General features: G+C 62.2%; 23 protein-coding genes and 1 pseudogene. 15 read left to right on the top strand and 9 right to left on the bottom strand.

Translation table 11 applies throughout. From position 1 onward, the window contains the following. Positions 1-14: 14 nt before the first annotated feature. Genes tssJ through tssB form a run of 7 tightly spaced genes read right to left on the bottom strand, consistent with a single transcriptional unit; the run spans position 15 to position 6,524 of the window. Positions 15-809, bottom strand: coding sequence for a type VI secretion system lipoprotein TssJ (gene tssJ, locus GEV39_RS15815; RefSeq protein ID WP_173890303.1), 795 nt, complete (start codon positions 807-809; stop codon positions 15-17). Next, a complete protein-coding gene (locus tag GEV39_RS15810) occupies positions 806-1,360 on the bottom strand; it encodes an FHA domain-containing protein (RefSeq protein ID WP_173890301.1) in 555 nt (184 codons plus the stop codon). The genes tssJ and GEV39_RS15810 overlap by 4 nt, the downstream gene beginning before the upstream one ends. Then, positions 1,357-2,373, bottom strand: a complete 1,017-nt coding sequence (gene tssG, locus GEV39_RS15805; RefSeq protein ID WP_173890299.1) for a type VI secretion system baseplate subunit TssG — start codon at positions 2,371-2,373, stop codon at positions 1,357-1,359. Before tssG ends, GEV39_RS15810 begins: the two co-directional genes overlap by 4 nt. Then, positions 2,337-4,103: a type VI secretion system baseplate subunit TssF gene (gene tssF / locus GEV39_RS15800; protein WP_173890297.1), complete on the bottom strand. Its 1,767-nt coding sequence runs from the start codon at positions 4,101-4,103 to the stop codon at positions 2,337-2,339. The genes tssG and tssF overlap by 37 nt, the downstream gene beginning before the upstream one ends. A gap of 3 nt (positions 4,104-4,106) precedes the next feature. After that, complete coding sequence (tssE, locus tag GEV39_RS15795; RefSeq protein ID WP_173890295.1) at positions 4,107-4,517, bottom strand: type VI secretion system baseplate subunit TssE; 411 nt, start codon at positions 4,515-4,517, stop codon at positions 4,107-4,109. Further along, positions 4,514-6,004 carry a type VI secretion system contractile sheath large subunit gene (gene tssC / locus GEV39_RS15790; protein WP_173891717.1) on the bottom strand — a complete coding sequence of 497 codons (1,491 nt, stop codon included), beginning with the start codon at positions 6,002-6,004 and terminating at the stop codon, positions 4,514-4,516. The genes tssE and tssC overlap by 4 nt, the downstream gene beginning before the upstream one ends. 16 nt (positions 6,005-6,020) lie before the next feature. Beyond that, positions 6,021-6,524, bottom strand: a complete 504-nt coding sequence (gene tssB, locus GEV39_RS15785) for a type VI secretion system contractile sheath small subunit (RefSeq protein WP_173890293.1) — start codon at positions 6,522-6,524, stop codon at positions 6,021-6,023. 369 nt (positions 6,525-6,893) lie between these two features. Between tssB and vasI the strand changes: the two genes are divergently transcribed. The 9 genes from vasI (at position 6,894) to GEV39_RS15740 (ending at position 17,874) form a co-directional block, all read left to right on the top strand. After that, positions 6,894-7,475, top strand: coding sequence for a type VI secretion system-associated protein VasI (gene vasI / locus GEV39_RS15780; protein ID WP_173890291.1), 582 nt, complete (start codon positions 6,894-6,896; stop codon positions 7,473-7,475). After that, positions 7,463-8,914 (top strand): type VI secretion system protein TssA, encoded by a 1,452-nt coding sequence (gene tssA, locus GEV39_RS15775; protein WP_173890289.1) that lies wholly within the window; start codon positions 7,463-7,465, stop codon positions 8,912-8,914. Before vasI ends, tssA begins: the two co-directional genes overlap by 13 nt. 8 nt (positions 8,915-8,922) lie before the next feature. Next, positions 8,923-12,510 carry a type VI secretion system membrane subunit TssM gene (gene tssM, locus GEV39_RS15770; protein ID WP_173890287.1) on the top strand — a complete coding sequence of 1,196 codons (3,588 nt, stop codon included), beginning with the start codon at positions 8,923-8,925 and terminating at the stop codon, positions 12,508-12,510. Between the two features lie 228 nt (positions 12,511-12,738). Then, positions 12,739-13,317, top strand: coding sequence for a GNAT family N-acetyltransferase (locus GEV39_RS15765; RefSeq protein ID WP_173890285.1), 579 nt, complete (start codon positions 12,739-12,741; stop codon positions 13,315-13,317). 73 nt (positions 13,318-13,390) lie between these two features. Beyond that, positions 13,391-14,113: an iron-containing redox enzyme family protein gene (locus GEV39_RS15760; RefSeq protein ID WP_009686353.1), complete on the top strand. Its 723-nt coding sequence runs from the start codon at positions 13,391-13,393 to the stop codon at positions 14,111-14,113. A gap of 22 nt (positions 14,114-14,135) precedes the next feature. Further along, complete coding sequence (locus tag GEV39_RS15755; protein WP_173890284.1) at positions 14,136-15,365, top strand: MFS transporter; 1,230 nt, start codon at positions 14,136-14,138, stop codon at positions 15,363-15,365. Between the two features lie 45 nt (positions 15,366-15,410). Next, positions 15,411-16,661, top strand: a complete 1,251-nt coding sequence (locus tag GEV39_RS15750) for an aminotransferase class V-fold PLP-dependent enzyme (protein ID WP_173890282.1) — start codon at positions 15,411-15,413, stop codon at positions 16,659-16,661. After that, positions 16,654-16,881, top strand: a complete 228-nt coding sequence (locus tag GEV39_RS15745; RefSeq protein ID WP_173890281.1) for a hypothetical protein — start codon at positions 16,654-16,656, stop codon at positions 16,879-16,881. Before GEV39_RS15750 ends, GEV39_RS15745 begins: the two co-directional genes overlap by 8 nt. Positions 16,882-16,947: 66 nt before the next feature. Next, on the top strand, positions 16,948-17,874 hold the full coding sequence (locus tag GEV39_RS15740; protein ID WP_173890279.1) for a dienelactone hydrolase family protein: 927 nt from the start codon (positions 16,948-16,950) through the stop codon (positions 17,872-17,874). 2 nt (positions 17,875-17,876) lie between these two features. Here GEV39_RS15740 and GEV39_RS15735 read toward each other — a convergent pair whose 3' ends face one another. Continuing rightward, positions 17,877-18,848, bottom strand: coding sequence for a GlxA family transcriptional regulator (locus tag GEV39_RS15735; protein WP_173890277.1), 972 nt, complete (start codon positions 18,846-18,848; stop codon positions 17,877-17,879). A 152-nt stretch (positions 18,849-19,000) separates the two neighbouring features. Between GEV39_RS15735 and GEV39_RS26420 the strand changes: the two genes are divergently transcribed. Both GEV39_RS26420 and GEV39_RS26115 read left to right on the top strand, forming a co-directional pair. Then, on the top strand, positions 19,001-19,462 hold the full coding sequence (locus GEV39_RS26420) for a methyl-accepting chemotaxis protein (RefSeq protein ID WP_349306021.1): 462 nt from the start codon (positions 19,001-19,003) through the stop codon (positions 19,460-19,462). After that, positions 19,380-19,625 (top strand): annotated as a pseudogene (locus GEV39_RS26115) (methyl-accepting chemotaxis protein); the annotation flags it as partial. The gene GEV39_RS26420 and the pseudogene GEV39_RS26115, both read left to right, overlap by 83 nt. A gap of 303 nt (positions 19,626-19,928) precedes the next feature. On the opposite strand, the gene GEV39_RS15725 reads toward GEV39_RS26115, so the two are convergent. Then, positions 19,929-20,621, bottom strand: a complete 693-nt coding sequence (locus GEV39_RS15725; protein WP_173890275.1) for a FadR/GntR family transcriptional regulator — start codon at positions 20,619-20,621, stop codon at positions 19,929-19,931. 259 nt (positions 20,622-20,880) lie between these two features. On the opposite strand from GEV39_RS15725, the gene GEV39_RS15720 reads away from it, so the two are divergent. Genes GEV39_RS15720 through GEV39_RS15705 form a run of 4 tightly spaced genes read left to right on the top strand, consistent with a single transcriptional unit; the run spans position 20,881 to position 23,721 of the window. Next, entirely contained in the window at positions 20,881-21,666 is a 786-nt protein-coding gene (locus GEV39_RS15720; RefSeq protein WP_009686363.1) for a transporter substrate-binding domain-containing protein, read from the top strand. 23 nt (positions 21,667-21,689) lie between these two features. Beyond that, positions 21,690-22,355, top strand: coding sequence for an amino acid ABC transporter permease (locus GEV39_RS15715; RefSeq protein ID WP_173890273.1), 666 nt, complete (start codon positions 21,690-21,692; stop codon positions 22,353-22,355). Continuing rightward, positions 22,356-23,003 carry an amino acid ABC transporter permease gene (locus GEV39_RS15710; protein ID WP_009686365.1) on the top strand — a complete coding sequence of 216 codons (648 nt, stop codon included), beginning with the start codon at positions 22,356-22,358 and terminating at the stop codon, positions 23,001-23,003. Continuing rightward, positions 22,990-23,721, top strand: a complete 732-nt coding sequence (locus GEV39_RS15705) for an amino acid ABC transporter ATP-binding protein (RefSeq protein ID WP_173890271.1) — start codon at positions 22,990-22,992, stop codon at positions 23,719-23,721. The genes GEV39_RS15710 and GEV39_RS15705 overlap by 14 nt, the downstream gene beginning before the upstream one ends. The last annotated feature ends 45 nt before the right edge of the window (positions 23,722-23,766 follow it).

The following is a 23,766-nucleotide window of genomic DNA, read 5'->3' as shown; positions in this document are numbered from 1 at the left end:
GGTTGCAGGCGCCATCAGTCTTCTTCCTTGAGCAAAACTTGCGTGTCGTTGAGCAACACCGACAGGATGATCTGGTGGCCACGCGGTGGAATGCGCAGTACCTGGCGCCAGGTGGCATCGTCCTGGTTGCGGTAATCGGCGATCACGGCAACGAAGCGGGTCTCGGGCTCGATGGCGGTAAAGGGAATGAACTTGAACTGCCCAGGGTGCAGCAGGTAATCGTCATCGCGAATGTAGGTACTGCGCAGCGCCTTGGCGGGGTCTTTGTCCAACAGCTCATAAAGGCTGTTGCGCAGCAATGAGTCGTCACGCAGTTGCAGGATCTTGATAGCCATGGGCGTAGCCACCGCTTCGGTGGCCAGCGTGGTGTTGCGCGGTAAGGTCAGCACCATGTTCGCGTCTTCGTAGCGGCCGGGTGTGCTGTGCTCGAAGGGCGAGCGAAGCGGGAGATCGGCCTCTTCCTCTGGTAACTCGACAGGCGAGGCCGCCGGGTACTGCTCCTGAAGAAACTCGAAAAGGGTGCCGACCTTCTCGACTAGGGCGTAGGGGTCGCCCGCGCTCAAGGTGACTGCGTAGGGGCTGGGGGCCAGGCTGCTTTCTTGCTCGACCAGCACGTCCACACTGCTGGGGTTGCTGTTGAGTGTGGGGCTGGCGTTGATGCTGAAAGCAATTTCGGTAGGGTGATCCTTGGTCGGCCCGACGGGTATCGAAGGGTTCAGCGCCACCTGGCCCATTTTGCTCAGGGCGGTGCACCCCGTGAGCCCGATCAGTGTTGCCAGAAGCCCGGCCACCAGTGAATGACGCGTCATGGGCGTTCTCCTGCAACCAGGCGGTCCAGCGGGTTCTGCGCCGTGGCTTGCGTCACCGCGTCCAGTGCTGCCAAGGGATCGTTGCCCATACCTTGGGCGAATACCGAGCAAATTTCGGCGACCGGGGCCGTTGCGGGCTGGGCAGGCCAACGTTCTGCAGGTGCATCCAGGATGAATTGGTCGAGCACCCGTGAGTCGGGGTTGAATAACGCCTCCAGCGAACGGGCATCCGCTGGCGAGAGCTGGACCAACAGCCGATAAGCGCCGACACGAAGCCGGTCGCCCTCAAGCAGCCGCCTGGCTGACCGCGTGCCCAGGCTGCCCAGATTGTCGTTCAGGTAGGTGCGCCCGCAGCGGTCGATGACGCAGAAGCTGCCTTCCAGCCAGCGGATCTCGCAGTGGATCGGTGCCACGCTCTGTGCACCGTCATTGATCAGCCACGCGGCCCCCACGCTGCCGATGGTGCCGCCTACGCGATCGAATGTGTGCCGGGCCGTGACGTTGTGCTGCAACTGGTCGAGGTTGGTAATGTTCAAGGTCAATGTGCTCATGAGCGCCCCCGAAAGCGCACCACGGGGCTGATCTGGCCATGGCGGTCATCGGTGAAGCTGGTCCAGCCCAGGTGGGCGCCTTGGCTCGGGTGCAGGCAGAAGGGCGACAGCGCGTTCTGCTGCAGCCGCAATTCCAGGTCGTAGGCCAACCCATCGCGCAGCAGGAAGTCGATCAAGGCGCGCAAGCGATTGAAGTTGATGCCGCTGGGCAGCAAGCCACGCAGCTGGGTTTGGTCCAGCTCGCTGATCACGATGGTGAACTTGCTGCTGCGCGTTCGCGTGCGGCTGCCGACCAGAAACGAAGTGCCCAGCTCGCCGTTGCTGCAGCCAAGGCTTACCAGTTGCCGGGCTGTCGTAGGCACCGAGCGGGTCTCGAACTCCCTTATATGCACCTGTTTCAGGTCGAAGCAGTGGGCGATGATGCCCGCGACGGTGCCCGGTGCGCGGCTGCGGCTGGCGATGACACCGGCGAAGCTGAGCAGGCGGCTCCAGGGCAAAGGCGTGTCGCCGCGCAGTTGTTTGTCATTCAACCCCAGCAGGGCAAAGATGTACTGGGAGAAGCCATCGCTGGCACCTGGCTGGAAGCGAATGTAGTAGCGGTACTTGCGCCACACGCGGTGCAGCAGGCTGAGCAGGTAGTGGTTGAAGAAGTCGAAAAAGGCTGGCCGCACACCGATACCCTGCGCATGTTCGTAGGCCACCTGCTCCAGGTAGTAGGCAGGCAAGGGTGAGTCAGTGCCATGCAGGCCCATGAAGGTGGCGCACACGCGGTAGCGGTCTTCTGCCCCGGGCATGCGTTCGGCTTTGTACACGTCGGAAACCGGAAAGGTCAGCCGTGGGTCACAGGCCAGCCGCACGCGCAGCCGGGTGGCCTGGTCCGGCCAGCGCGGTTCCAGGCCATCCCCGTGCAAGCCGTGCAGACGCTCCAGCAACTGGTAGAAGTTGTACTGGTGTGCCTCGGCGAGCAGCCTGTTGGCTAGATCAGCGGTTGTTTGCCGGTCTGGATGGGCCATGTGTAGTGCTCGTTGTTGGTGATGTTGATCACTTCCAGTTGATGGAAGGAATTGATGCTGGCGTACAGGGCGAAGAAGTGCGCGAGCACGCAGCCGAACAGGTACAGGTCGCCTTCACACAGGAAGGCGGCCTGGTCCAGCTTCAGCCGTGTGCGCAGCCCGCGAATGGGCTGGCCCTTGATCAGCCAATCCAAAGGCTCGGTCTGAACATCGCGAATACCTTCCAGGCGCTTGTGAGTGGTGCGCGTCTGCTGCAGGTCGTGCAAGGCCACGAAGTCATAGGCACGGATCACCGCCTTCAGCGGCTCGGCAGACAGCAGCGAGAGGTAGTTGAGCGACATGTTGGAAACCAGCGCCCACTGCAACTGGCCATCCAGCACTGGCCGGTAGGGGCGGGTGGGTTTGCAGATGTTGGTGTAGGTGGTCAGCGCTGGCGTGGCTTCGCAAACCACATCAATGTCGTCGACGCCCAACGCCAGGGGCAGATCGCGGTTGGTGCAGGTCATGTCGATGGACGCCGTTTCCAGCTCACCGGTGTAAGCGTTGGCATCGGCACGCACGAAGGCGATGCGGTGCGTGACGCCTTCACTGCGCAAGGACTCCTCGAGGGTGTAGCGGTAGTACAACGCCGTGCGCCCTTGAGCATGCTCGATTTCATGGGCGAACGATTCGAACGGGCGGAACGTGCGTAGGTGTTCGCCGTTGCTGCCGTCTGTCGTGGTGCGGGTGCTGACCACCTTGTCGACACTGAAAATCTCATACGCATGCCGCTCTTTCCCTCTGGGGGTCAGCTCGGCAGGGGCCTGCCGGTTGGAAAGGTCGATAGGTTCGGCGCTGTGGCTGAACAGGTTGACCGCCGGCGTGCAGAACAGGCGCAAATCCGCCATGCCGATACGCAACGAGGCAGGTAGCTGGCGGGTGAAGTGAAGTTCGATGCTCACCTGCCGAGTCGCTTGATCGGGCCAGACTTTCTGCAGTGCGCTAACGCTGAAGAAGTGGAAGCGCTTCGCGAACACGAAGTATTCCTGCAGGATCCGATAGCCGTCGAAGACGTTCTGCGGGTACGGCAGCAGCCCTTCATTCGCGCTGAAGCCCGGAAAAATGATGCTGCTGGCCGGCAACCGGCGCACCTGGCCATTGATCGTTACCGCCACATGCTTGAGGTATTGAGCGAGCCACAGGTAGAGCGTGCGGGCTGTTTTGTCATCACCGCTCAAGTGAAAATCCAGGCTGTCGCAGCCGAGCGTGTTCAAGGGGCGCTCGACCAGGGTGCGCAGTTCGATGCGTGCTACCGAACTGTCGAGCGTCTGGGTAGCGCTGACCGATTCGATCTCGAACGGGTGGATGTCCACGGCCGTGCACGTGCGAAATTCACAAGGCACGCCATCCACAGGCCTGGAGAACAACGGTGAGCCCTTGGGAATGCGGTGTGATTGGCTGAGCGCTTGCTTGAGTGGCGTGAACTGAATGATCGTGGCGCTCGGCAGGGGCCGCAGGTAATTGGGCCACAGCAACTGCAGCATGGGGTGCGTCAGCTCTGGCAGGTCATCCTCCAGCTTGAGGCGCAACTTGGCGGTGAGGAAGGCAAAAGCCTCCATCAGCCGTTCAACGTCCGGGTCGCTGCCACCTTTGCCCAGCAGCCGGGCAAGTTGTGGGTTGTCGGTAGCGAAGTCGTTGCCCAGTTCATGCAGGTAACGCAACTCTTCGCTGAATCGATCCTTGAGTGACATCGGTCACCTCACTCGGGTATGGCGGCTATGGCCGTTGACCAGCAGCTCCAGTTGCAGCTGCTCGTGGTGGTTGTTGACCTGCACCTGGCAGTCCAGCCTGAAATGCAGCTCCAGCGGGGCGTGACACGCGGGCATGGCCTTGAGCGCGCGCACGTGCACGCGCGGCTCGAAGCGCTGAATGGTGCGGCGTATGTCGGCACTCACTTGTTTCAACAGGTCGCCACTGCTTGTGGCATGCCCGTTGAAGTCATGCAGGCCCAGTTCAGGGCTGCTTTGTGAGCAGCCCTGACGTGCATTGAGTAGCGTTTCCAGGTGGCGCTTGATGGCGGCAATCTTTTCGGCAGCATTTTCTTGCTGGGAAGGCGTGCGGGTTGCAGACGGGTCCGTCACCAAGCGATTGAAAAACCCACTCATTCGGTATCAAGCCGGCCGACCAGCGAGATTTCGAAGTTTGCGCCCATGTATTTGAAGTGCGGGCGCACGGCGAGCGAGACCTGGTACCAGCCCGGATCCCCGGCAACGTCTGAAACCACGACCTTTGCGGCCCGCAGTGGGCGACGGCTGCGCACATCGGCCGAAGGGTTCTCCTGGTCGGCGACGTACTGCCGGATCCATTTGTTCAGCTCGGCCTCAAGATCGCGGCGTTCCTTCCAGCTGCCGATCTGCTCGCGTTGCAGCACCTTGATGTAATGGGCCAGGCGATTGACGATGAACAAGTAGGGCAGTTGCGTGCCGAGCTTGTAGTTGGTTTGTGCCTGCAGGCCTTCCGGCGTCTTGGGGAACTGCTTCGGTTTCTGGACTGAATTGGCCGAGAAGAACGCGGCGTTGTCGCTGTCCTTGCGCATGGTCAAGGCGATGAAGCCTTCTTTGGCCAGCTCGAATTCCTTGCGGTCGGATATCAGCACCTCGGTTGGTATTTTCGCCTGCAACTGCCCCAGCGCCTCATACAGATGCACGGGCAGGTCCTCGACGGCGCCACCGGACTGCGGGCCAATGATGTTCGGGCACCACCGGTAGCGGGCAAAGCTGTCGTTGATGCAACTGGCCAGCAGGAAAGCGGAGTTGCCCCACAGGTAGTTGTCGTGTCGGCCGTCGATGTTTTCTTCGTAGTTGAAGGTTTTGATCGGCTGTTCCTGAGGGTGGTAGGCCGAGCGGAGCATGAAACGCGGCCCGGTCAGTGCAACGTGCCGAGCGTCTTCGCTTTCGCGGAAGGCGCGCCACTTGGCATGCCGTGGCCCTGCGAAGATGTCTTTGATCTCTTTCAGGTTGGGCAGCTCTTCAAAGCTGCTCAAATTGAAGAAATCCGGTGAGGGGGCGGCTAGGAAGGGGGCGTGCGCCATGGCACCGACAGACGCCATGTAACTCAACAGTTTGATGTCTGCAGCAGCGGGGCCGAAAGGGTAGTTACCCAACATGGCCGCCACCGGCTCACCACCGAATTGCCCATACCCTGCGGTGTAAACGTGTTTGTACATACCGCTGCACGTTATATCGGCCGCATTCTCAAAGTCATCGAGCAGGTCTGCTTTGCTGACATGCAATACTTCAAGCTTGATGTTTTCGCGGAAGTCTGTGCGGTCGACCAGCAGTTTGAGGCTGCGCCATGAAGATTCAAGTTCCTGGAATGCCGGTTGATGGAGGATGGTATCCATCTGCTGGCTGAGCACCCGGTCCAGCTCTGCAATCATCTGGTCGACGCGGTGTTTGTTGATGAGTTGATCTGGATCATTGCTTTTGAGTATTTCGGCAATAAAGGCCGATACACCTTGGCGAGCAACTTGATAGCCCTCTTGTGCGGGCACCAGTTTGGTTTCGGCCATGATCTGGTCGAGCAACGTGGCGTTGCTCAATGTTTCGCCCGACCGTTCAGCGGCGAGGGAAGTGTTGGTTGACTTTGCCATGGGACGCTCCGTTGTCTCAGTCTTCTTTTGGCGCTTCAAGCACCAGGTTCAACTCTTCGGCCAGTTGCTTGCGGGCCTGCTCGTTGCTCAGCAGGTTTTGCAGTTGCTTGCGGAACGCGGGCACGTTGCCCAGCGGGCCTTTCAGGGCCACCAGTGCTTCGCGAAGCTCCAATAGCTTGCTCAGCTCCGGTACCTGGCGAGCGATACCGTCTGGTGCGAAGTCATTGAGCGACCTGAACTGCAGGCGGACTGCCAGCTCCGCATCGGCAGCCGTGGTGAGCATGGAGGGCACCGACATGGCCAGGCGGACGTCGGCGTCATTCAACACATTGTTGAAGGTGTGTTTATCGATGCGCATGACCGTTCGGTCTTCCAGCGCGCGGGCGTCATCCAGGCCGAAATCGCCCATCACCAGCATCTTGTGCGGCAGCTCTACTTCGGCCTGTCCATCACCTGTGGCGGGCACGTATCGGATGTTGATTCGTTCTTTGGGTGCAACCGATCCTGTGGGCTTTGCCATCGCAGAATCTCTCCTTGGTTTGTGTGGGAAGTCCCTGATAGTTGTTCATGAGTTCTGATTTAGTTTGTAGGAAATTTCCTTCAGACTTGGTTATGATATAAACAAGAGCGGGGTAGTCATTGCCGCTTGCGTAAAAACCTTGCGCCTGAAATTGTTATTCGGTCGAGGGGCAAAGTGTAAAAAAATATTTGTTTGTATTCGCGATTTTTTATGAGCTAGGCTCTTGCCGTTCGCGGGTAGGAGTGCCCGTGAATGCGTTTAAGTATCAGCGGAGCTGATGCAGGGCATATGTACTATCGAGAGGGAATTTAATTGCGATGCCTGGCGAAACATACCTCTGGCGCAGGTCTTTTTCTGATAATCAACTGCATGCCACTGCCAGTGCATGCCGATCAGAATTGCTCGCGCATCGTATCCAACGTTGAGCGCCTGGCCTGTTTCGATCAATCCGCCGGAACACCTGCGCACCGCGTGGTCGCGCAGTGGTCGGCACCGGAGCAGGACTCACCCACGGTGCGTCGTGTGCTGGCCTATGAAACAGGCCGAAAGGCCGACGACTTGACGTTCCGGCTCACGCGTGAAAACGAGGGGCTGACGATCTCTGCACCCGCAATCGCTTCGGCTGCACCGCACCCCTACCTGGTAATCAGCTGTTTGCAGAACATCTCCCGGTTGCAACTGATCGCCGCACACCCCGTGGATGCCAGCCGGCTAACGGTGCGCTTGCAGGGGGAGCACGGCGCCACCGCCGCGACGCCCTGGCAGGTAACGGAGAACGGTCAGGTGCTCGATGCCGGCCGCGGCCTGCCCGGAATCGAGCAGATCAGGCAGCTGATCGGGGCCCGGCGCATCCAGGTGCACAGCGAAAACCCTGCCGTTGGCGGGTTGGTCTTCGACGCTCAGGGGCTCGACCCGCTTATCGGCGAGGTGCGCAAGGCATGTCGCTGGTAGCCGAGGTCAATGCACAGGAAATCGCCCGGTTGCTCACAGCCATCGACGCGCAGGCACCGGCCGGCCTGTTCGATGTGGAGGATGAAACCTACCAGGCCATCGACCAGGAAATGGTCAAGCTGGGTGGTCTGCAGGAGGCCACTATCGATTGGGTCTACATCGAGGAAGCGTCGCGCCAGTACCTGGGGCAGCAGTGCAAGCATCTGCGCATCGTGGCGCACCTGGGTGCCGCATGGCTTCGCAGTGCGTGTTGGGAACGCTGGGCGCTCACGTTGACCTTGCTGGCCGGCATGGTCGAGCGCTATTGGGAGACGGCTTATCCCAAGCCAGGGCCCAAGGGTTACCTGGGTAAGCGCAAGCTGGTTGGCTTGGTGCTCAACCGTTTGAACGAGGCCCTGCCGCACCTAGACCGCTTCACCTATAGCCCTGCGCATGCGGCCGGGGCGCAACAGGCCCTGCTGCGGTTGCAACAGCTGCAAGCCGTGGCCCTGCTGGACGACGCCATGCTCGAAGATGTGGCGCGACGGCTACGCAAGCACTCGGAACTGGCGAGTGGCGCAGGCGAGCCTGTTGCGGCCAGGGCTTCGGCGCCCGTCATCAAGCCCGCGCCACTGGCCGAAGTCATCGCCACACCCATGCCCCGCGTGTCCCTGGGCAACGAGCGTGAATCACGAAGGGCGGTACTGAGCATGGCTGAGCTGATCAACCAGCAGGACCCTTACGATCCAACGGGTTATCAGTTGCGTCGGTTCGGCTTGTGGGCTCACATCCAGGCCGCGCCTCAAGCGGGGCAAGGTCACCGCACCGAGCTGATGGCGGTGCCGCTGGAGATCGCCAGCGATTATGAAGAGGCCATTGCCGGCAGCGCGTTCGACGCGGCGTTGCTGCAGCGGATCGAAAAAAGCGTGTCGGCTTGCCCCTTCTGGATACGCGGCAGCTTCCTTGCGGCCACCGCCGCCACCCGGTTGGCAATGGCTGAGGTGGCTGAAGCCATCCGCGCAGCGACTGCCCGGTTCGTACAGCGTATCCCCGCCTTGCAGCAGTTGTGCTTCAGCGACGGCACGGCGTTTCTGGACGACCAGTGCCTGGCCTGGCTCAAAGGCGCAGGCCAGCAACCGCAAGCTGAAACGGCGCAAGAATTCGTGGGCCTGCGCGAAGAACTTGTCAGCCAGCTGGAAAGCGGTGGGGTAGAGCCGGTTTTGCTCAGGCTCCAGGCCATGCAGGCAGATATTCGCGCGCCGCGTGAGCGCTGCCACACCACCGTGATCGCGGCCGATCTGCTGGCCGCGCGCGGCGTCTCGTGGCTGGCCCAGGACCTGTGCGCCAGCGTTGCCCGAACCATGCAGCAAACCATGGCCAGTGCCTGGGAACCGGAGGTGTTCAAACGCCTGCAACAGCATGCCGCCCCTGATGCGTTGGCCGATCAGAACAAGGACTAGGACCCGCCATGAATCAACGATGGACGCTATTGAAACGTTGGCTTTTGCCCCTGGCCACTCGAGTCGGCCTGGCCATGCCTGTGCTGCTCGTGCTGGGCAGCGTGCTGATGCTGGTCGCCATCTGGTGGCTTGGCCCACAGTGGGCATGGCGCGAACAGCATCCGCTGGCGAGCATCGCGCACCGCAGTCTAGCCAGCCTGGTGCTTGTGCTGGTGCCGCTGCTGTGCTGGCTGTTGGTGCTGCGCAGGCGCTACGTGCGCCTTCAGGCAGAGCGCAACGAGGCGGCGGCCGCAGAGCTGGACAGCGTATTGCCGTTGCTTCGGGCGCAGGAAAATGCTTTGGACCAAGGGCTGGCGCGATTGCTTGGCAGTGCCGGAGGGCGGCGTGCCCTGTACCGATTACCTTGGTACCTGGTGATAGGCGACCAGCATGCGGGCAAGTCCAGTTTCATTGACCGTACGGAGCAAAGCTTTTCCCTGACCCGGATCGACACGGTGCAGGCGCGGGGTACACAGGCGCAGGCCCTGGCCTTCCCGATAGGCTGGTGGGTCAGCAACGAGGCGGTGATCATCGATCCGCCCGGGGCCTTTATCAGGCAGGACTCGCCGGCAGGCTCGCTCGCCGGGGCGCCAGGTGCCCCGCAAGTGCCACCGGCTACACCCGCCAGGCTCTGGCAGCACCTGCTGGGGTGGCTCGTACGCAATCGCAGCCAGCGGGCACTCAATGGCATGGTGCTGGTCGTGGACCTGCCTGCGTTATTGCAGGGTACGCCCGAGCAGCGTGTTGCCTTGGCCTACAGGCTGCGCACGCGGCTGTACGAAGTCAGCACCCAGTTGGGCTCGCGCCTGCCGTTGTATGTGGTACTGAGCAAATTCGACCTGCTGGACGGCTTTGACCAGCTCTATGCGGGCCTCCCCGTCGACCTGCGGGAAAACATGCTGGGCTTCACCTTCAAGCTCGATACGGTCGGCACCTTCGATGCCTGGCTGGAGGAGTATGGCGATCATTACCAGCAGTTGCTCAGCCGGCTGTTCGAGCAGGTGGTGGATCGACTCGATACCTTGGCCAGTGCGCCGCAGCGCGCGCGGCTGTTCTCGTTGCATGCCCAGTTGATCGGCTTGCGCCCGATACTGCTGGGTTTCCTGAAAGAAACGCTGGCGAGTGACCGCTACACCACACCCGCCCTGGTGCGGGGGGTGTACTGGTCTTCGGTCATTCAGCAAGGTGACGTGCTCAATGCCTTCGTGCGCGAGTCAGCCCAGCCCTACAACACAGCGCTTCCGTTGCTGGAGGGCAAGGCGCAAGGCAAAGCGTTTGCCTACTTCATCCAGCACGCGTTCGGGCGTGTCATCTACAAGGAGGCGGGGCTTGCCGGAGACAACATCAAGGTAGCGCGCAGCAAGCGCCAGTTGTTATGGGTCGGCTCGGGTGTAGGCGTACTGGCTTTCTGTGTTGCCATAGCCAGCTGGCAGCGCTTTTTCGACATCAATGGCGCCAAGGCCGCCAACGTGCTGGCCAAAAGCCGGGAGTACAGCCACCACCAGGTGGATCAGCGGCTGGACCCGACCGGGCGCAACCTGCTGGAGCCGCTGGACCAGATCCGCGATGCGGTTTCGGTGTTTGGCGACTACCGCGCCGCCTGGCCGGGTATCTCCGATCTAGGCCTCTACCAGGGGCGTATCATTGGCCCGCGTGTCGATGAGGCCTACCTCAGCTTGCTCTCCAGGCGATTCCTGCCGGCCTTGGCCAGTGGCGTGATCGACGCCATGGATGCCGCTACGCCAGGCAGTGAGCGGCAAATGGCTGCCCTGCGGGTTTACCGTATGCTGGAAGACCGCCAGAACCGGCGGCCTGAGTGGGTCGAGACGTGGATGGCCCGCCAGTGGCAGCAACAGTTTCCTGGCCAAGGGCAGCTGCAGCGCGACCTCATGCGCCACCTGAAGTACGCCTTGGCCTATGCCGACACCGAGTTGCCGCAGTACCGCCAGCGTATCGCCATGGTGCAGGCGGCGTTGCGCAAGGTGCCGTTACCGGAGCGGGTATATGCCGGCCTCAAGCAGCAGGCTCAGGAACACCTGCTCACGGGCCTGGATTTGCGTCAGCAGGTCGGCCCCGCGTTCGACGTGGTTTTCCAGCGCTCGGCTGGGGCCAGCGGCGAGGATGTGCGACTAGCGCCGATACACACCGCCAAGGGTTTCAAGGAGTACTTCGAGCCCCACAGCCAAGGCTTCGCCGACATGGCGATGATCGACCAGTGGGCGCTGGGTGAGCGCAGCCAGCTCGAGTACTCGGACGCTGACCGGGCGGTGTTGAACGAGCGTCTGCGCAACCTGTACAGCGCCGATTACATCAACAGCTGGCGGCGTGCATTGAATGCCGTTTCGGTGGCGGATTTTCACGACCTCGAACACGGCGTAATGGTCCTGCAGCAGCTGACCGGGCCCGCGGCGCCGTGGCATCGGCTGCTGGCTACGGTGAACGCCAACACTTCGCTGTCATCGGCTGAGGTACTCGACACGGGCAGCGCCAGCGACACGCTCATGCCCACAGGCAGCGAGCCCGAACGCCAGCAGGCCTGGGCCATCCAGCGGGCTTTTGCGGGGCTGAACGGGATGCTGCATGCAACGCAAGACAAGCCAAGCTACTACGATGAAGTGCTGGCGGCCATGGTGGCCGTGCACGATTACGCCAAGGCCGTGCAGGGCAGCCCAGACCGGGGTAAGGCCGCCCTGCAAGCGGTGCAGCAGCGTTTTGCGATGACCGGCCCGGACCCGATCGGCACCTTGCAACGGGTGGCCACCGGTTTGCCTGAACCGCTCAATCACCACGCCAGGAAAGTGGCCGATGAAACCGCCCGCGTGCTGCACATCGAAGCCCTGCGCGAGCTGGAGCGGCGCTGGGACACCGAGGTCTACAGCTTCTTCCAGCAGCGCCTTGCCGGGCGTTACCCTTTCGTGGCCAGGGCGCCGGATGCGTCGCTGGATGACTTCGAGGCGTTCTTCGGGCCGCAGGGGCGGTTGCAGCGCTTCAGTGATCAATACCTGAGGGCGTTCCTGCACGACAACCTCGAGGCGCTGCGCGCCGGCCCGCAAGGGCAGTCGCTGATTCGCAGCGATGTGATCGAGCAGCTGGCGCTGGCCAACCGCATTCGCGAAACCTTCTTCGACCAGCGTGGCAACCTAAGCGTGCAGTTCAGCATCGAGCCGCTGGGGCTCAGCGCTAACCAGCGCACCAGCCTGCTGGACCTTGACGGCCAGCTGATTGCCTACACCCATGGCCCGCGGCAGCTCACCGGCATCATCTGGCCGAACACGCTTGGCCGGCACGTGCGCAGTAACCTGACCCTGCTCAGGCAGAACGGCAGTAGCAGCCGCCTGGAGTACCGAGGCCCCTGGTCGATGTTCCGCTTGCTCAGCCGCGGTTCGCTCAATGGGCGAACCGCAACCAGCGTGGACCTGAGCTTCAGCACCGGTGATGGCGTGATGCGCTACCGGCTCAGCGCTGAAAAAGCGTTCAACCCCATTACCCAGGAACCGTTCAAGGGCTTCCAGTTACCCCGTGGGTTGCTGCAGCAGCCGCTTGAGGCCCGGCTGTAAGGCGGGGTTCGCAGGGGCGCAGGGATCGTTTGAAAAATGCCACGGCACCGGGCGGGGGCGCGACCCTGCCCGCCGAGCAGGCGGCGCGGTGCAGCACAGCGTCTGCGCCGCGGTTCCCGGGCAGGTTGAGGGTTGTCACTATCTTTCCGTTTTCTGTCCGATTGCCTGCTTACTCCACGTTACACCTAAACGGTTAAATCCCTGCCTGAACGTACACGGGATTTCACCATGAACACTTCCCTCTCCTTGGCGCCACAAGTTTCCACCGAGGCGCAGTTGCAATGGCTACAACGGGCTGACCGTACTGTTGCATTGGACATCATGAAGCTCATCAACAGCACGGTTGAGGATGGCGGGGTGCTGGGCTACGAGCAGGCGATGTCGGTCGACCAAGGTGTCGATTTCGCCGCGGCGTTGCAGGCGCGTATCGAGGGCGGGCATACCTACGCTTTGCTCGGCCGTGCACCTGCCGGCCCGGCGTGCCTGGTCATTCTGTCCCGTAGCAGCATGCCCAACTGCCGCCACATCGCTGACCTGAGCAAAGGCGTGGTACACCCAGACTACCGGGGCTCCGGGCTGGTGGCCCGGGCCTTCGCGGAAATCGTGCGGCTGTGCCAGGCGAAGGGTATCGAACTGCTGACCCTGGACGTACGCGAAGGCACCCGTGCCCACCGCCTATGGCAACGCTTCGGGTTTCAGACCTACGGCGTGCTCGACGACTACGCGCGGGTCAACGGTGAGAAGCACCGCGGCCACTACATGGCCCAGTCAGTACAAAGCCTGGCCCAGCGACTCAACCTGAGCTGAAGCGCCCTCAATCGTTCGCCTGCGGCCATCGCCGCCAAGGGCCCCCCTTTTTCATCATTCAAGGAACGCCACCATGGCCTTGTCGACTGCCGCCTTTCGCGATCAGCTGGAGCAGAAACTGCACCACCATCTGACGCTGTCTCACCCGATCTTCGAAGCACTGCTTTCACCTGAAGGCAACAAGCCGCTGCTGCGCAAGGTTGCGCTGCAAGGTTACCAACTCACCAAGTACTTCCTGACTTATGTGGAGCACCTGTTCTTCCATTGCCCGCTGCCTGCCCACAAGCGCGCGCTGATCACCAACTGCTTCGAGGAGGAGACCGGGCGGCTCTCGCGCACCGATAACCATGTGGTGCTCATGCAGAATTTCTTGCGTGCACTGGGCATCAGCGATGCCGAGCGCGATGCCGAGCAACCGCTGCCGGCCACCTGGGAGCTGATCGACTACCGCCTGCAGGCGGTACGTGACCCGGCGCGCTACCACGTGGGGGCGGCCGCGGTGATGATCGCCAGCGAAGGGCAAAACCTCGAGACCGTTGCCGGTGATGCACGTCACGTGCTGCTCGGCCGGGCGTACGGCCTGACCGAGCACGACTTGCTGTTCTTCTCCGTGCACCAGAAGGAAGACGTTGGCCACGTCAACGAAGGCCTGGATCTGGTTTCGCAGCTGTGCACCACGGCCCAGATGCAACAAGAGGCATTGCAAGCGGTCGATCACACCTGCCAGCTGTTCTACGCGATGTACGAAAACATGTACCAGGTGTATTGCCGGGCTCCCCAGGCCGAAGCGGTGTAATACCCCGCGCAGAGGATTGGCCATGAAACAGAAATTCAGCTCAACCCTGATCGTCTCGGTGCTGGTAGTCGGCTTCGTGGTGATGTTCCTGTCCAGCGCCCTGAAAGGGCTGTATCAAGTGTACTTCGTCGACCTGGCCACGCATTTCGGTGGCGGGCGTGCAGCCTTGGCCACGGCAGGTTCTTTGTTCGTGCTGACCATTGGCCTGGTGTCGCCGGTGGTGGGTTGGCTGAGCGACCGGGTTGGGCCGCTGAGCACGGTTGCCCTGGGCAGCGTAAGTGCAGGGGTGGTGCTGCTGGGGGTGACCTTGGTCGGCAGCCAGCTGATGCTGTTCACCCTGTTGTATGGCCTGCTGGGTGCCTTCGCCCTTGCCGCCATGACTTACGTACCCATGGGCATTCTGGTCGATCGCCTGGTCGCAGAGCGTTTCAAGGCCTTCGCCTTCGCTTTCGTGACCAATGGTACGTCGATCGGCTTCATCGTGCTTTCGCCGCTGTGGATCATGCTGCAGCAGCGCGTGGGCTGGCAGCCGGTGTTCTCCTGGGTCGGCCTGATCTTCCTGGTGCCGTTGAGCCTGGCGCTGTACTGGGTGGCGCGCACCGTTGCGCTCAAGCCCGACCCGCAGGCGGCGCTGGTCAAGCACTCGGTCGCGTTTCTGTTGCGTGATTCGCGGTTCTTCGTATTGGCCCTCAGCTTCGCCAGCTGTGGGGCCACCATGGCGTTCATCGACGTGCACCTGGTGTCGTTTTGGCAGGGCGAGGGGCTGCCTAGCTCGGTACAGGCCAGCGGCCTGAGCTTGCTGGGTGTGCTGGAACTGGTCAGTGGCCTGATGGCAGGGTGGCTGGCTACCCGTTACAACAAAGGGCTGCTGCTGATGATGTTCTACCTGCTGCGTACGGCGGCGGTGATCGTCCTGCTGACCACGCCCGGGCCGCTGGGTACGTACCTGTTTGCTGTGCTGTTCGGTGCCAGTTACCTGGGTACGGTGGTGCTCACGTCAGCATTCTGCTTTGCCCTGTATGGCGCCGAAATCAAAGGCAAGGTGTTTGGCCTGCTGTTCCTCGTACACCAGCTGGGTGCGTTGCTGGCCACACAGCTCGGCGCCCTGGATTTCGACCGGCATCAAAGCTACCAGTTGACCCTGGTTGGCCTGGCGACGGCCACCGTGATGGCTGCACTGGCCTCCCTGTGGCTGGTTTCGGCACGTGTAGTCGCAGAAGCCTCGGCCCCGCCAGTGGCTGAAGCGGAATAGCCCCGATCAACTGCGCATTGTTCAATGCAAACTAGGAGATGCACCATGCAATCGTCTGCGATTGGCCTGGACGGCTTTGACGCAACTTCGGCGCTGCACAGCAATCGGGTCAGCGATTTGTCCGATGTTTTCTGCGAGCCATTGGCCATGACGTCTGCTTATACCTTTGCGTCGGCGCAAGAGGCTGCAGAACGTTTCAGCGGGCAACAGCAGGGTAATGTGTACAGCCGCTTCACCAACCCCACGGTGCAAGCCTTCGAAGGCCGCGTGGCGGCGCTCGAACAAGCGGAAGACGCGGTGGCGTTCGCTTCCGGGATGGGCGCGTTCACCGCGCTGTGCCATGGGTTCCTGCAGCAGGGTGACAACATTGTCTGCAGCCGCGATGTGTTCGGTACCACCGCCAGTGCCTTCAGCGTTTACATGGCGCGGTTCGGCATCGAGGCGCGGTTCGTCGACCTTACCGACCTGGGCCAGTGGCAGCAGGCGATCGACGACAAGACCCGCCTGGCGGTGCTGGAGTCTCCCTCCAACCCGCTGCTGAAAATTGGTGACATCCGTGCCATCAGCCTTCTGGCGCACGCCAAGGATGCGCTGGTCGTGGTGGACAACACCCTGTTGACGCCGGTGCTCCAGCGCCCGCACAGCCTGGGTGCGGACTTGGTCATCCATTCGGCGGGCAAGTACATGGACGGCCAGGGGCGTGCGCTGGCCGGTGTAGTGACCGGTTCCAAAAGCCTGATGCAGGTGTTGAGGGGCGTGTTGCGCACGTTGGGTATTTCCTGCAGCCCGTTCAATGCCTGGTTGTTGCTCAAAAGCCTGGAAACCCTGGAAATCCGCATGCTGCGCGTGCAACAGGGCGCCCTGGAGCTGGCCCAGTGGCTTGGCGAACAACCCCTGGTCAGCGCTGTGCATTACACCGGCCTGGCGCAACACCCTCAGCATGCCTTGGCGTGCAGGCAACAGGACGGCCATGGCGGCTTGCTGAGTTTCGAGATCTGCGGCGGCCAGGCAGCGGCCTGGCAATGGATCGATCAACTGCAGTGCGTGGCGCGCTGCACCAATATTGGTGATACCCGCAGCATGGTCACGCACCCGGCCAGCACCACCCATGGCCGCCTGGATGCGCAAGCGCGGCGCCACGCCGGCATTTCCGACGGGTTGATCAGGCTGTGCGTCGGCCTGGAGCGGGTGAGCGATATCAAGGCCGACCTGCAACAGGCCTTCGATGCCGTGGCCTACCAACCCACGGTACAGGCAGCGCCGGGCCGCCCCCGCAGTGTGGTGGCCAATGGCTGAACTGCTCGCTTCCGGGTTCTCCATCGGGGTGTTTGCCGTGGGCATGCAATTGCTCGCCCTGGTCGCGGTGTATGGCGCGTGCACCGCCCGGCAAGTGCGCGGTTATGCCGTGGCGTTCGGCTTGGGGTGCTGTGTGCTGATCGCAATGGTGGTGCTGGACCCGATGGCGCTTGGCCGCTGGCCCATCGAGGGTGTGGCCGCGATGACGATGTGCGGCTGAGACGGGCGTCCGTTCTTTGTGAAACAGCAGCAATAAGAGCCCGTAGGGGCATTCAGGAGTCGTGAAATGTATAAAAAATTGGCCATCAGCCTGTTGTTGGGGTGTGCGCTGCCGTTTGCAGCGGCCCAGGCTGAGGTTGCATCCAACGCTGGCGAGACTGTGGCCAGCGTCAGCAAACGGCTGGTTTCGTTCTACAGCCAGCCCCTGCCTTCTGCCGGCAAACTGAAACCGATCAGGGTGCCAGCGGTACTGTCTATGCCGGCCAACCAAGCCGGGCCAGCACCGGCTGTGGTGATATTGCACGGCTCGGCGGGGATGGACTCACGCGGGCCGTTGCACGCGGCCGACCTCAATGCCCGCGGCATCGCCACGTTGGAACTGGACATGTGGGGCGCGCGCCGGCTGGCTGGCGGCGCACAGGGGCGGCCGCCCCGGGTTCACGATACCTTGCCGGACCTGGCGGGCGCCTTGTCTTACCTGGCCAATCAGCCAGGGGTCGATAGCGAGCGGGTAGGGGTGCTCGGGTTTTCATGGGGTGGCGCCCAGGCGATGCTCGCGGCGTCTGCGTCCATCGACGATGAGCTGCAACAGGCCTCTGGGGTACGCCCCGTAGCCTTGGCAGCATTCTATCCCGTGTGCTGGGGATACAACCGTGTGCCAGGCTATGACTTGAAGCACCTGGCGCCGGCCCGCCTGCTGGTGCTGGTCGGTGAAAAGGACCAGTACGATGATGACCCCAAGGCTTGTACCAAACTGGTTGCAAGCCTGCCTGCCGAAGACCAGGCACGGGCAAAGGTGCTGGTCTACCCTGGTGCCGAGCATGGTTTCAATGGCCTGGAAGCCGCGCAGGAATACAAGGACCCGTTCCTGCACCGTGGCCAGGGCGGCTTGGGGCGTTCGGCACCGGACCCAGCAGCCCGGGAGGCGTCGCGCAAGGCTGTGGTAGCGTTTTTCACAGACAGTTTCGCCACCCCCACCGTGAGTGGTCGCTGATACTAGGTGTTGTCTTGGGTGATCACGCTGCGAAACTGCAGTGGCGGTTGCGGCATTTCCCGCCGCCAGGCCAGGCGAAAGGCATGGCTGCTGCCGTAACCGCAACGTTCGGCGATTTGTTCCACATTCAGGCGGCTCCCGCGTAAGAGGTCACGGGCCAGGTCAATGCGTTGGGCGCGCAGGTAGTCCTGCAGGGTTTGCCCCGTGTTCTCGCGAAACAGGCGTGCCAGGTGCCGGTAGCTGACATTGAACTGGCTGGCCAGTTGTTCAAAGCTGAAACTGCTGCCCAGGTGCGTATCGATATAGTCCTGGGCCGCGTGTACCAGCGGGTGGATGTGGTTGCGTGCCAGGTCTGCCGCGCGCAGTTGCACATCTTCGCCGGCACGGCGACGGTAGATCACCAGTTCCTGGGCCACCTGGTTGGCCACGGCTTTGCCGAAGTGCAGCGACACGATATGCAAGGCCAGGTCGGTGCCGCTGGACACGCCCGCCGAGGTGAACACACCGTCGTCCTCCACGAAAAGGCGATTTTCCAGCACCCTGGCTTTTGGGTAGCGTGCCTGCAGCAGGCCGACATAGCGATGATGGGTGGTGCATTCACGGCCGTTCAACAGCCCGGCTTCGCCCAGCAGGAACGCGCCGGTGCAGATGGAACACAGTTGCACGGTTGGTGTTTGCCCCATCACGTTCGCCAGCCACTGCGCGGTTGCGGCCAAGGTCGCAGCATCGCTGGGGCTGGTAGACAGCTTGTTGCCGACCACGAACAGCAAATCTTCGGGCGAAAGCTGCTCTGGCAGGGGATGCAAGCCGCTCAAGGTCACACCTTGATAGCTGCTCATCTGTTGTCTGGCTGCGATGCAACGGACGCTGACCGGCGCCAACCGGAGCTCTTCCAGGCTGGCCATGATCTGCAACGGCCCGCCGAGGTCCAGAATGTGTGTGCCCGGGAGTAACAAGAACCAAATGGTGCGCATGACGGTATTCCTTTGATGTTCAAGCGCCTGACGTAAAGCGGCACCTCAGCAAAATAGCGTCAAAAGGCCATGCAGTGAAAGCCTGCCCCGATCGGATGCAGGCAATAGGGAAACGCCGTGAATAGCTGCTATTAATTCCGCATTCGCAACAATTGCTTCGATATTTGCATTTGATTGATTTATGTGACCCTGTCACGCTCTCGCGCTGCCTCAAATATCGCCTGAGCCCGGCCCGGTCCGCTTTATCGCCTGGACGGCGCGCCCAGCTGCCCATTCGCATTCATTTCATTGCGACCGCCTACCGGGCCTCGCTGGACACTCACCGCGCGGCGTTGACCCGCATCGACACCCTGCTCAAGGACATCCAGAAGCAGGGTGATGCATTGCTGCGGACCAGCCAGGCCCTGTACGACCAGCAGATGCAGATGCGCCAGGACGATACCCGTGATGCGGCAGGATGTGGCCCGCAACGCGGTCGAAACCGCGCGCTCGGTCAACCAGGCGGCGCAGGATGCTGTCAGTGGCGGCGACATCGTCAAAAGCGCGATTGCGCGCATCGAGAACCTGTCTGCCGAGGTGGAGCTGACCAGCGCAGCGGTGAGTACACTGGCTGAAGAAAGCGGGCGCATTGGCAGCATGCTCGACGTTATCAAGGCGGTGGCCGAACAAACCAACCTGCTGGCATTGAACGCGGCGATCGAGGCCGCGCGTGCAGGCGAGGCCGGGCGTGGCTTCGCTGTAGTCGCGGACGAGGTGCGTGCCTTGGCGCAGCGCACTGGCCCGCGATGCAGGCATTGCGCTCATCACCCACAGCATCGGCGGCATTCAGGGCATGACCCAGCAGATCGCGGCGGCTGCCGAACAGCAGGGTGCTGTCGCCGAAGAAATCAATCGCCATGTGCTGAATGTGCGCGACATCACCGAACAGGCAGACCGCCAGCGAACAGACCAGCAAGGCCAGCCTCGAGTTGGCCGGTTTGGGCAATTCACTGCAGGGGCAGCTGCGCCGGTTTCAGCTCTGACCAGGCCTGGTAAAGCTGCGGAAAACCACGGGCTCGGCGGCTGCAAGATGGCTGGGTGTCAGGCCGCAAATACCACACCGGTACGGGCAGCCGCATTGCGGATATGCTCTTGCATGGCACGCTGTGCACCGGCCTGGTTGCCACGGGCCAGCTGGCGCAGGATCTTGCGGTGTTCTTGCCAGGTTTCCATGGCCCGCTCTGGGCGAATGAAGGGCAGTTTCTGGCTTTCCAGGAAAATGTCCTGGCTGGCGGTGATCACCTGCAGCATCGCCAGGTTGCCGCTGGCTTCCAGCAGGCGCCGATGGAAGGCGTAGTCGAGGCGGGCGGCGGCGTCGAAACGGCCGGCACGCAGCTCCTGGCGCATCGCCTCGACATTCGCCTCCAGCGCATCGATATCCGCACCGGTCAGGTACAGGGCCGCCAGGCCTGCAGCGAACCCTTCCAAGGCATAGCGCAACTGGAAGGTATCGACCGCCGATACCTGTTCGGCGTATGGCCAGGAAAACGTGGCCGCCGGGGGTGCCGAGGGCGCCTGGACGAAAACGCCCTTGCCCGGTTGCACGCTCACCACCCCCAGCGCACTCAATGACGACAGCGCTTCGCGCAGCGACGCACGGCTGATACCCAACTGCTCGGCCAGGTCGCGTTGCGAGGGTAGGGCATCGCCGGGTTGATAGTCGCCTGCCTCGATCAGCTTGCGAATGGCCTGCAAGGCTATTTCCGGAACGGCGCGGGGGAGCGTGTCGAGCATCTGTTCAGACCAGTTGGTAAGCGGTCTGCGCTTTGTAAAGGCTTTACCGGGTGTCTGGCAAGCCTCGCTCCGTGCTGGCGCAAGGGCAGGGCAGGCTGCACGAAAGCGGGGCACGGCCAGGGCTGATGGGCTGACTGTTCAGACCAGTAAGACCGCAAACAGCCGCATGCCCAGGGCTTTTCCGGGGCCAGGCGCCAATGCTGGCACGGGCTGTGCAGTTTCAGCGCTAACGACCTTCTGCATACCCCGAGGCTTTCCCATGAAAAACATCCGCTCCCTGTTGCTGGCGACGCTGCTGTGTGGTGGCGCACTGGGCGCTGCCCAGGCCCAGGCCGACGCCCTGGCCGACATCACCGCCCGTGGCGTGCTCAAAGTGGCCGTGCCCCAGGACTTTCCACCGTTCGGCTCGGTTGGCCCCGACCTCAAGCCCCGCGGCCTGGACATCGACACGGCGCAGTTGTTGGCGGACAAGCTGGGCGTCAAGCTGGCCCTCACGCCCGTCAACAGCACCAACCGCATTCCGTTCCTCACCACGGGCAAGGTCGACCTGGTGATCTCCAGCCTGGGCAAGAATGCCGAGCGCGAAGCCGTGATCGATTTCTCCCGCCCTTATGCGCCGTTCTACCTGGCCGTGTTCGGCCCGGAGCAGACCTCGATCAGCGACATCGGTGCCATTGCCGGCAAGACCATCAGTGTGACCCGCGGCTCGATCGAGGACATGGAACTGACAGCGGTTGCCCCCAAAGGCGCGGTCATCAAGCGGTTCGAGGACAATAACTCCACCATCGCAGCGTACCTGTCTGGCCAGGTCGAACTGATTGCCAGCGGCAGCGTGGTGATGGCTGTCATCGCCGAGAAGAACCCGGCCAAGGTGCCGGTGATGAAGGTCAAGCTCAAGGACTCGCCCGTGTACGTCGGGCTGGCCAAGCAGGAGCCTGCCTTGCTGGCCAAGGTCAATGCCACCCTCGATGCCGCCAAGGCAGACGGCAGCCTCAACCGCAATGCTGAAAAATGGTTGAAGCAACCATTGCCGGCCGACCTCTGAACTGCCTCTGGATTCGCTGACTGATGGCCTACCAATTCGATTTCGCGCCCGTGTTGGCCCAAGGCGACCTGCTGCTCAAGGGGGCGTTGTTCACCCTCCAGCTGACCGCAGTGGGCACCCTGTTCGGGGTGGCCCTGGGCGTACTTGGCGCTGTGGCGCGTGCCTGGCGGCTCAAACCGTTCGATGTGCTGTTCGGCGTGTACGTGGAGCTGATCCGTAACACGCCCTTCATCGTGCAACTGTTTTTCATCTTCTTTGGCTTGCCCGCGTTGGGGGTGCGCCTGACAGAATGGCAAGCCGCGGTGCTGGCCATGGTGATCAACCTGGGGGCTTATTCCACCGAGATCATCCGCGCCGGTATCCAGGCCATTCCCAAAGGGCAACTGGAGGCGGCGGCGGCACTGGCCATGAGACGCGCCGAGGCGTTTCGCCATGTGGTCCTGCAACCGGCGCTGGCCAAAGTCTGGCCGGCCCTGTCGAGCCAGATCGTGATCGTCATGCTGGGCTCGGCGGTTTGTTCGCAGATCGCCACCGAAGAGTTGTCGTTTGCAGCCAACTTCATTCAGTCGCGCAATTTCCGGGCGTTCGAGACTTACCTGCTGACCACGGGCCTGTACCTGATCATGGCCATTGCGGTACGCCAGGTGCTGCTGTGGTTCGGGCAGCGCTTTCTGATGGGGAGGCGATGAATGGAGTTCACCTTATGGGACATCGTCCGCAACTTGCTGGTCGGCATGCAGTGGACCCTGCTGCTGTCGCTGGTGGCGTTCATCTGCGGTGGCGTCGCCGGCCTGCTGGTGCTGCTGGCGCGCCTCTCTGACAACTTCGTGCTGCGCGGGGCCGCCAAGGGCTATATCGAGCTGTTTCAGGGCACGCCACTGCTGATGCAGTTGTTCATGGTGTTTTTCGGCATTGCCCTGTTCGGCGTCGATATTTCGGCCTGGATGGCGGCGGCCATCGCCTTGACGTTGTTCACCAGTGCCTTTCTCGCCGAAACCTGGCGCGGCTGCGTCGAGGCCATTCCACGTGGCCAATGGGAAGCCTCCGGCAGCCTGGCCATGACCCGGCTGGAGCAGATGCGTTACGTGATCCTGCCCCAGGCGCTGCGGATTGCCGTGGCACCCACCGTTGGCTTCTCGGTGCAGGTGGTCAAAGGCACGGCGGTCACTTCGATCATCGGCTTTACCGAGCTGACCAAGACCGGCGGCATGCTCGCCAACGCCACCTTCGAGCCCTTCCTGATCTACGGCTTGGTAGCCGTGGGTTATTTCATGCTCTGCTACCCGCTCTCGCTGAGCGCCCGTTACCTGGAAAGGAGGCTGCATGCCCCTGCTTAGAGTGTCTGCGTTGCACAAGTACTATGGCGACAACCACGTGCTCAAGGGCGTAGACCTGAGCATCGAAGAGGGTGAAGTGGTCGCCATCATTGGCCGTAGCGGTTCCGGCAAAAGTACCTTTCTGCGTACGCTCAACGGCCTGGAGTCGATCAGTGACGGCGTGATCGAAGTGGATGGCGAGTACCTGGATGCCGCGCGCGCCGACCTGCGCACACTGCGGCAGAAAGTCGGCATGGTGTTCCAGCAGTTCAACCTGTTCCCGCACCTGACGGTAGGCGAGAACGTCATGCTCGCGCCGCAGGTGGTGAAGAAGACCAGCAAGGCCCAGGCCCGCCAACTGGCTGAGCAAATGCTGGCCAGGGTTGGCCTGGGCGACAAGTTCGACGCCTACCCGGACCGCCTTTCTGGCGGGCAGCAGCAACGGGTGGCTATCGCCCGCGCCCTGGCGATGTCGCCCAAGGTTTTGCTGTGCGACGAGATCACCTCGGCGCTCGACCCGGAACTGGTCAACGAAGTGCTCGGCGTTGTGCGGCAATTGGCCAAGGAAGGCATGACCTTGATCATGGTGACCCATGAAATGCGCTTTGCCCGGGAAGTGGGTGACAAGCTGGTGTTCATGCACCACGGCAAGGTTCACGAAACCGGTGACCCACGTGATGTATTCGCCGCGCCGCGTACGGCGGAGCTGGCGAATTTCATTGGCAGCGTAATGGGCTGAGGGGGCAGGCTTCAGAGGGGCTGCAGTTGGCGGGCCTGAAGTGAA

Origin of the sequence: Pseudomonas sp. NY5710 (assembly GCF_013305665.1) — a bacterium.
Lineage (GTDB): Bacteria > Pseudomonadota > Gammaproteobacteria > Pseudomonadales > Pseudomonadaceae > Aquipseudomonas > Aquipseudomonas juntendi.
This window is presented reverse-complemented; position numbering and strand designations above follow the sequence as displayed.

Bases quoted from the DNA above. Each gene is read 5' to 3' on its own strand.
- tssB (WP_173890293.1), bottom strand. From the start codon at position 6,524: ATGGCAAAGCCCACAGGATCGGTTGCACCCAAAGAACGAATCAACATC.
- GEV39_RS15750 (WP_173890282.1), top strand. From the start codon at position 15,411: ATGCAATCGTCTGCGATTGGCCTGGACGGCTTTGACGCAACTTCGGCG.
- GEV39_RS15745 (WP_173890281.1), top strand. From the start codon at position 16,654: ATGGCTGAACTGCTCGCTTCCGGGTTCTCCATCGGGGTGTTTGCCGTG.
- GEV39_RS15735 (WP_173890277.1), bottom strand. From the start codon at position 18,848: ATGCGCACCATTTGGTTCTTGTTACTCCCGGGCACACACATTCTGGAC.
- GEV39_RS15705 (WP_173890271.1), top strand. From the start codon at position 22,990: ATGCCCCTGCTTAGAGTGTCTGCGTTGCACAAGTACTATGGCGACAAC.
- GEV39_RS15720 (WP_009686363.1), top strand. From the start codon at position 20,881: ATGAAAAACATCCGCTCCCTGTTGCTGGCGACGCTGCTGTGTGGTGGC.
- GEV39_RS15710 (WP_009686365.1), top strand. From the start codon at position 22,356: ATGGAGTTCACCTTATGGGACATCGTCCGCAACTTGCTGGTCGGCATG.
- tssJ (WP_173890303.1), bottom strand. From the start codon at position 809: ATGACGCGTCATTCACTGGTGGCCGGGCTTCTGGCAACACTGATCGGG.
- tssF (WP_173890297.1), bottom strand. From the start codon at position 4,103: ATGTCACTCAAGGATCGATTCAGCGAAGAGTTGCGTTACCTGCATGAA.
- GEV39_RS15715 (WP_173890273.1), top strand. From the start codon at position 21,690: ATGGCCTACCAATTCGATTTCGCGCCCGTGTTGGCCCAAGGCGACCTG.
- tssM (WP_173890287.1), top strand. From the start codon at position 8,923: ATGAATCAACGATGGACGCTATTGAAACGTTGGCTTTTGCCCCTGGCC.
- tssE (WP_173890295.1), bottom strand. From the start codon at position 4,517: ATGAGTGGGTTTTTCAATCGCTTGGTGACGGACCCGTCTGCAACCCGC.
- GEV39_RS15760 (WP_009686353.1), top strand. From the start codon at position 13,391: ATGGCCTTGTCGACTGCCGCCTTTCGCGATCAGCTGGAGCAGAAACTG.
- GEV39_RS15765 (WP_173890285.1), top strand. From the start codon at position 12,739: ATGAACACTTCCCTCTCCTTGGCGCCACAAGTTTCCACCGAGGCGCAG.
- GEV39_RS15755 (WP_173890284.1), top strand. From the start codon at position 14,136: ATGAAACAGAAATTCAGCTCAACCCTGATCGTCTCGGTGCTGGTAGTC.
- GEV39_RS15725 (WP_173890275.1), bottom strand. From the start codon at position 20,621: ATGCTCGACACGCTCCCCCGCGCCGTTCCGGAAATAGCCTTGCAGGCC.
- tssG (WP_173890299.1), bottom strand. From the start codon at position 2,373: ATGGCCCATCCAGACCGGCAAACAACCGCTGATCTAGCCAACAGGCTG.
- GEV39_RS15810 (WP_173890301.1), bottom strand. From the start codon at position 1,360: ATGAGCACATTGACCTTGAACATTACCAACCTCGACCAGTTGCAGCAC.
- GEV39_RS15740 (WP_173890279.1), top strand. From the start codon at position 16,948: ATGTATAAAAAATTGGCCATCAGCCTGTTGTTGGGGTGTGCGCTGCCG.
- tssA (WP_173890289.1), top strand. From the start codon at position 7,463: ATGTCGCTGGTAGCCGAGGTCAATGCACAGGAAATCGCCCGGTTGCTC.
- tssC (WP_173891717.1), bottom strand. From the start codon at position 6,004: ATGGCAAAGTCAACCAACACTTCCCTCGCCGCTGAACGGTCGGGCGAA.
- vasI (WP_173890291.1), top strand. From the start codon at position 6,894: ATGCCACTGCCAGTGCATGCCGATCAGAATTGCTCGCGCATCGTATCC.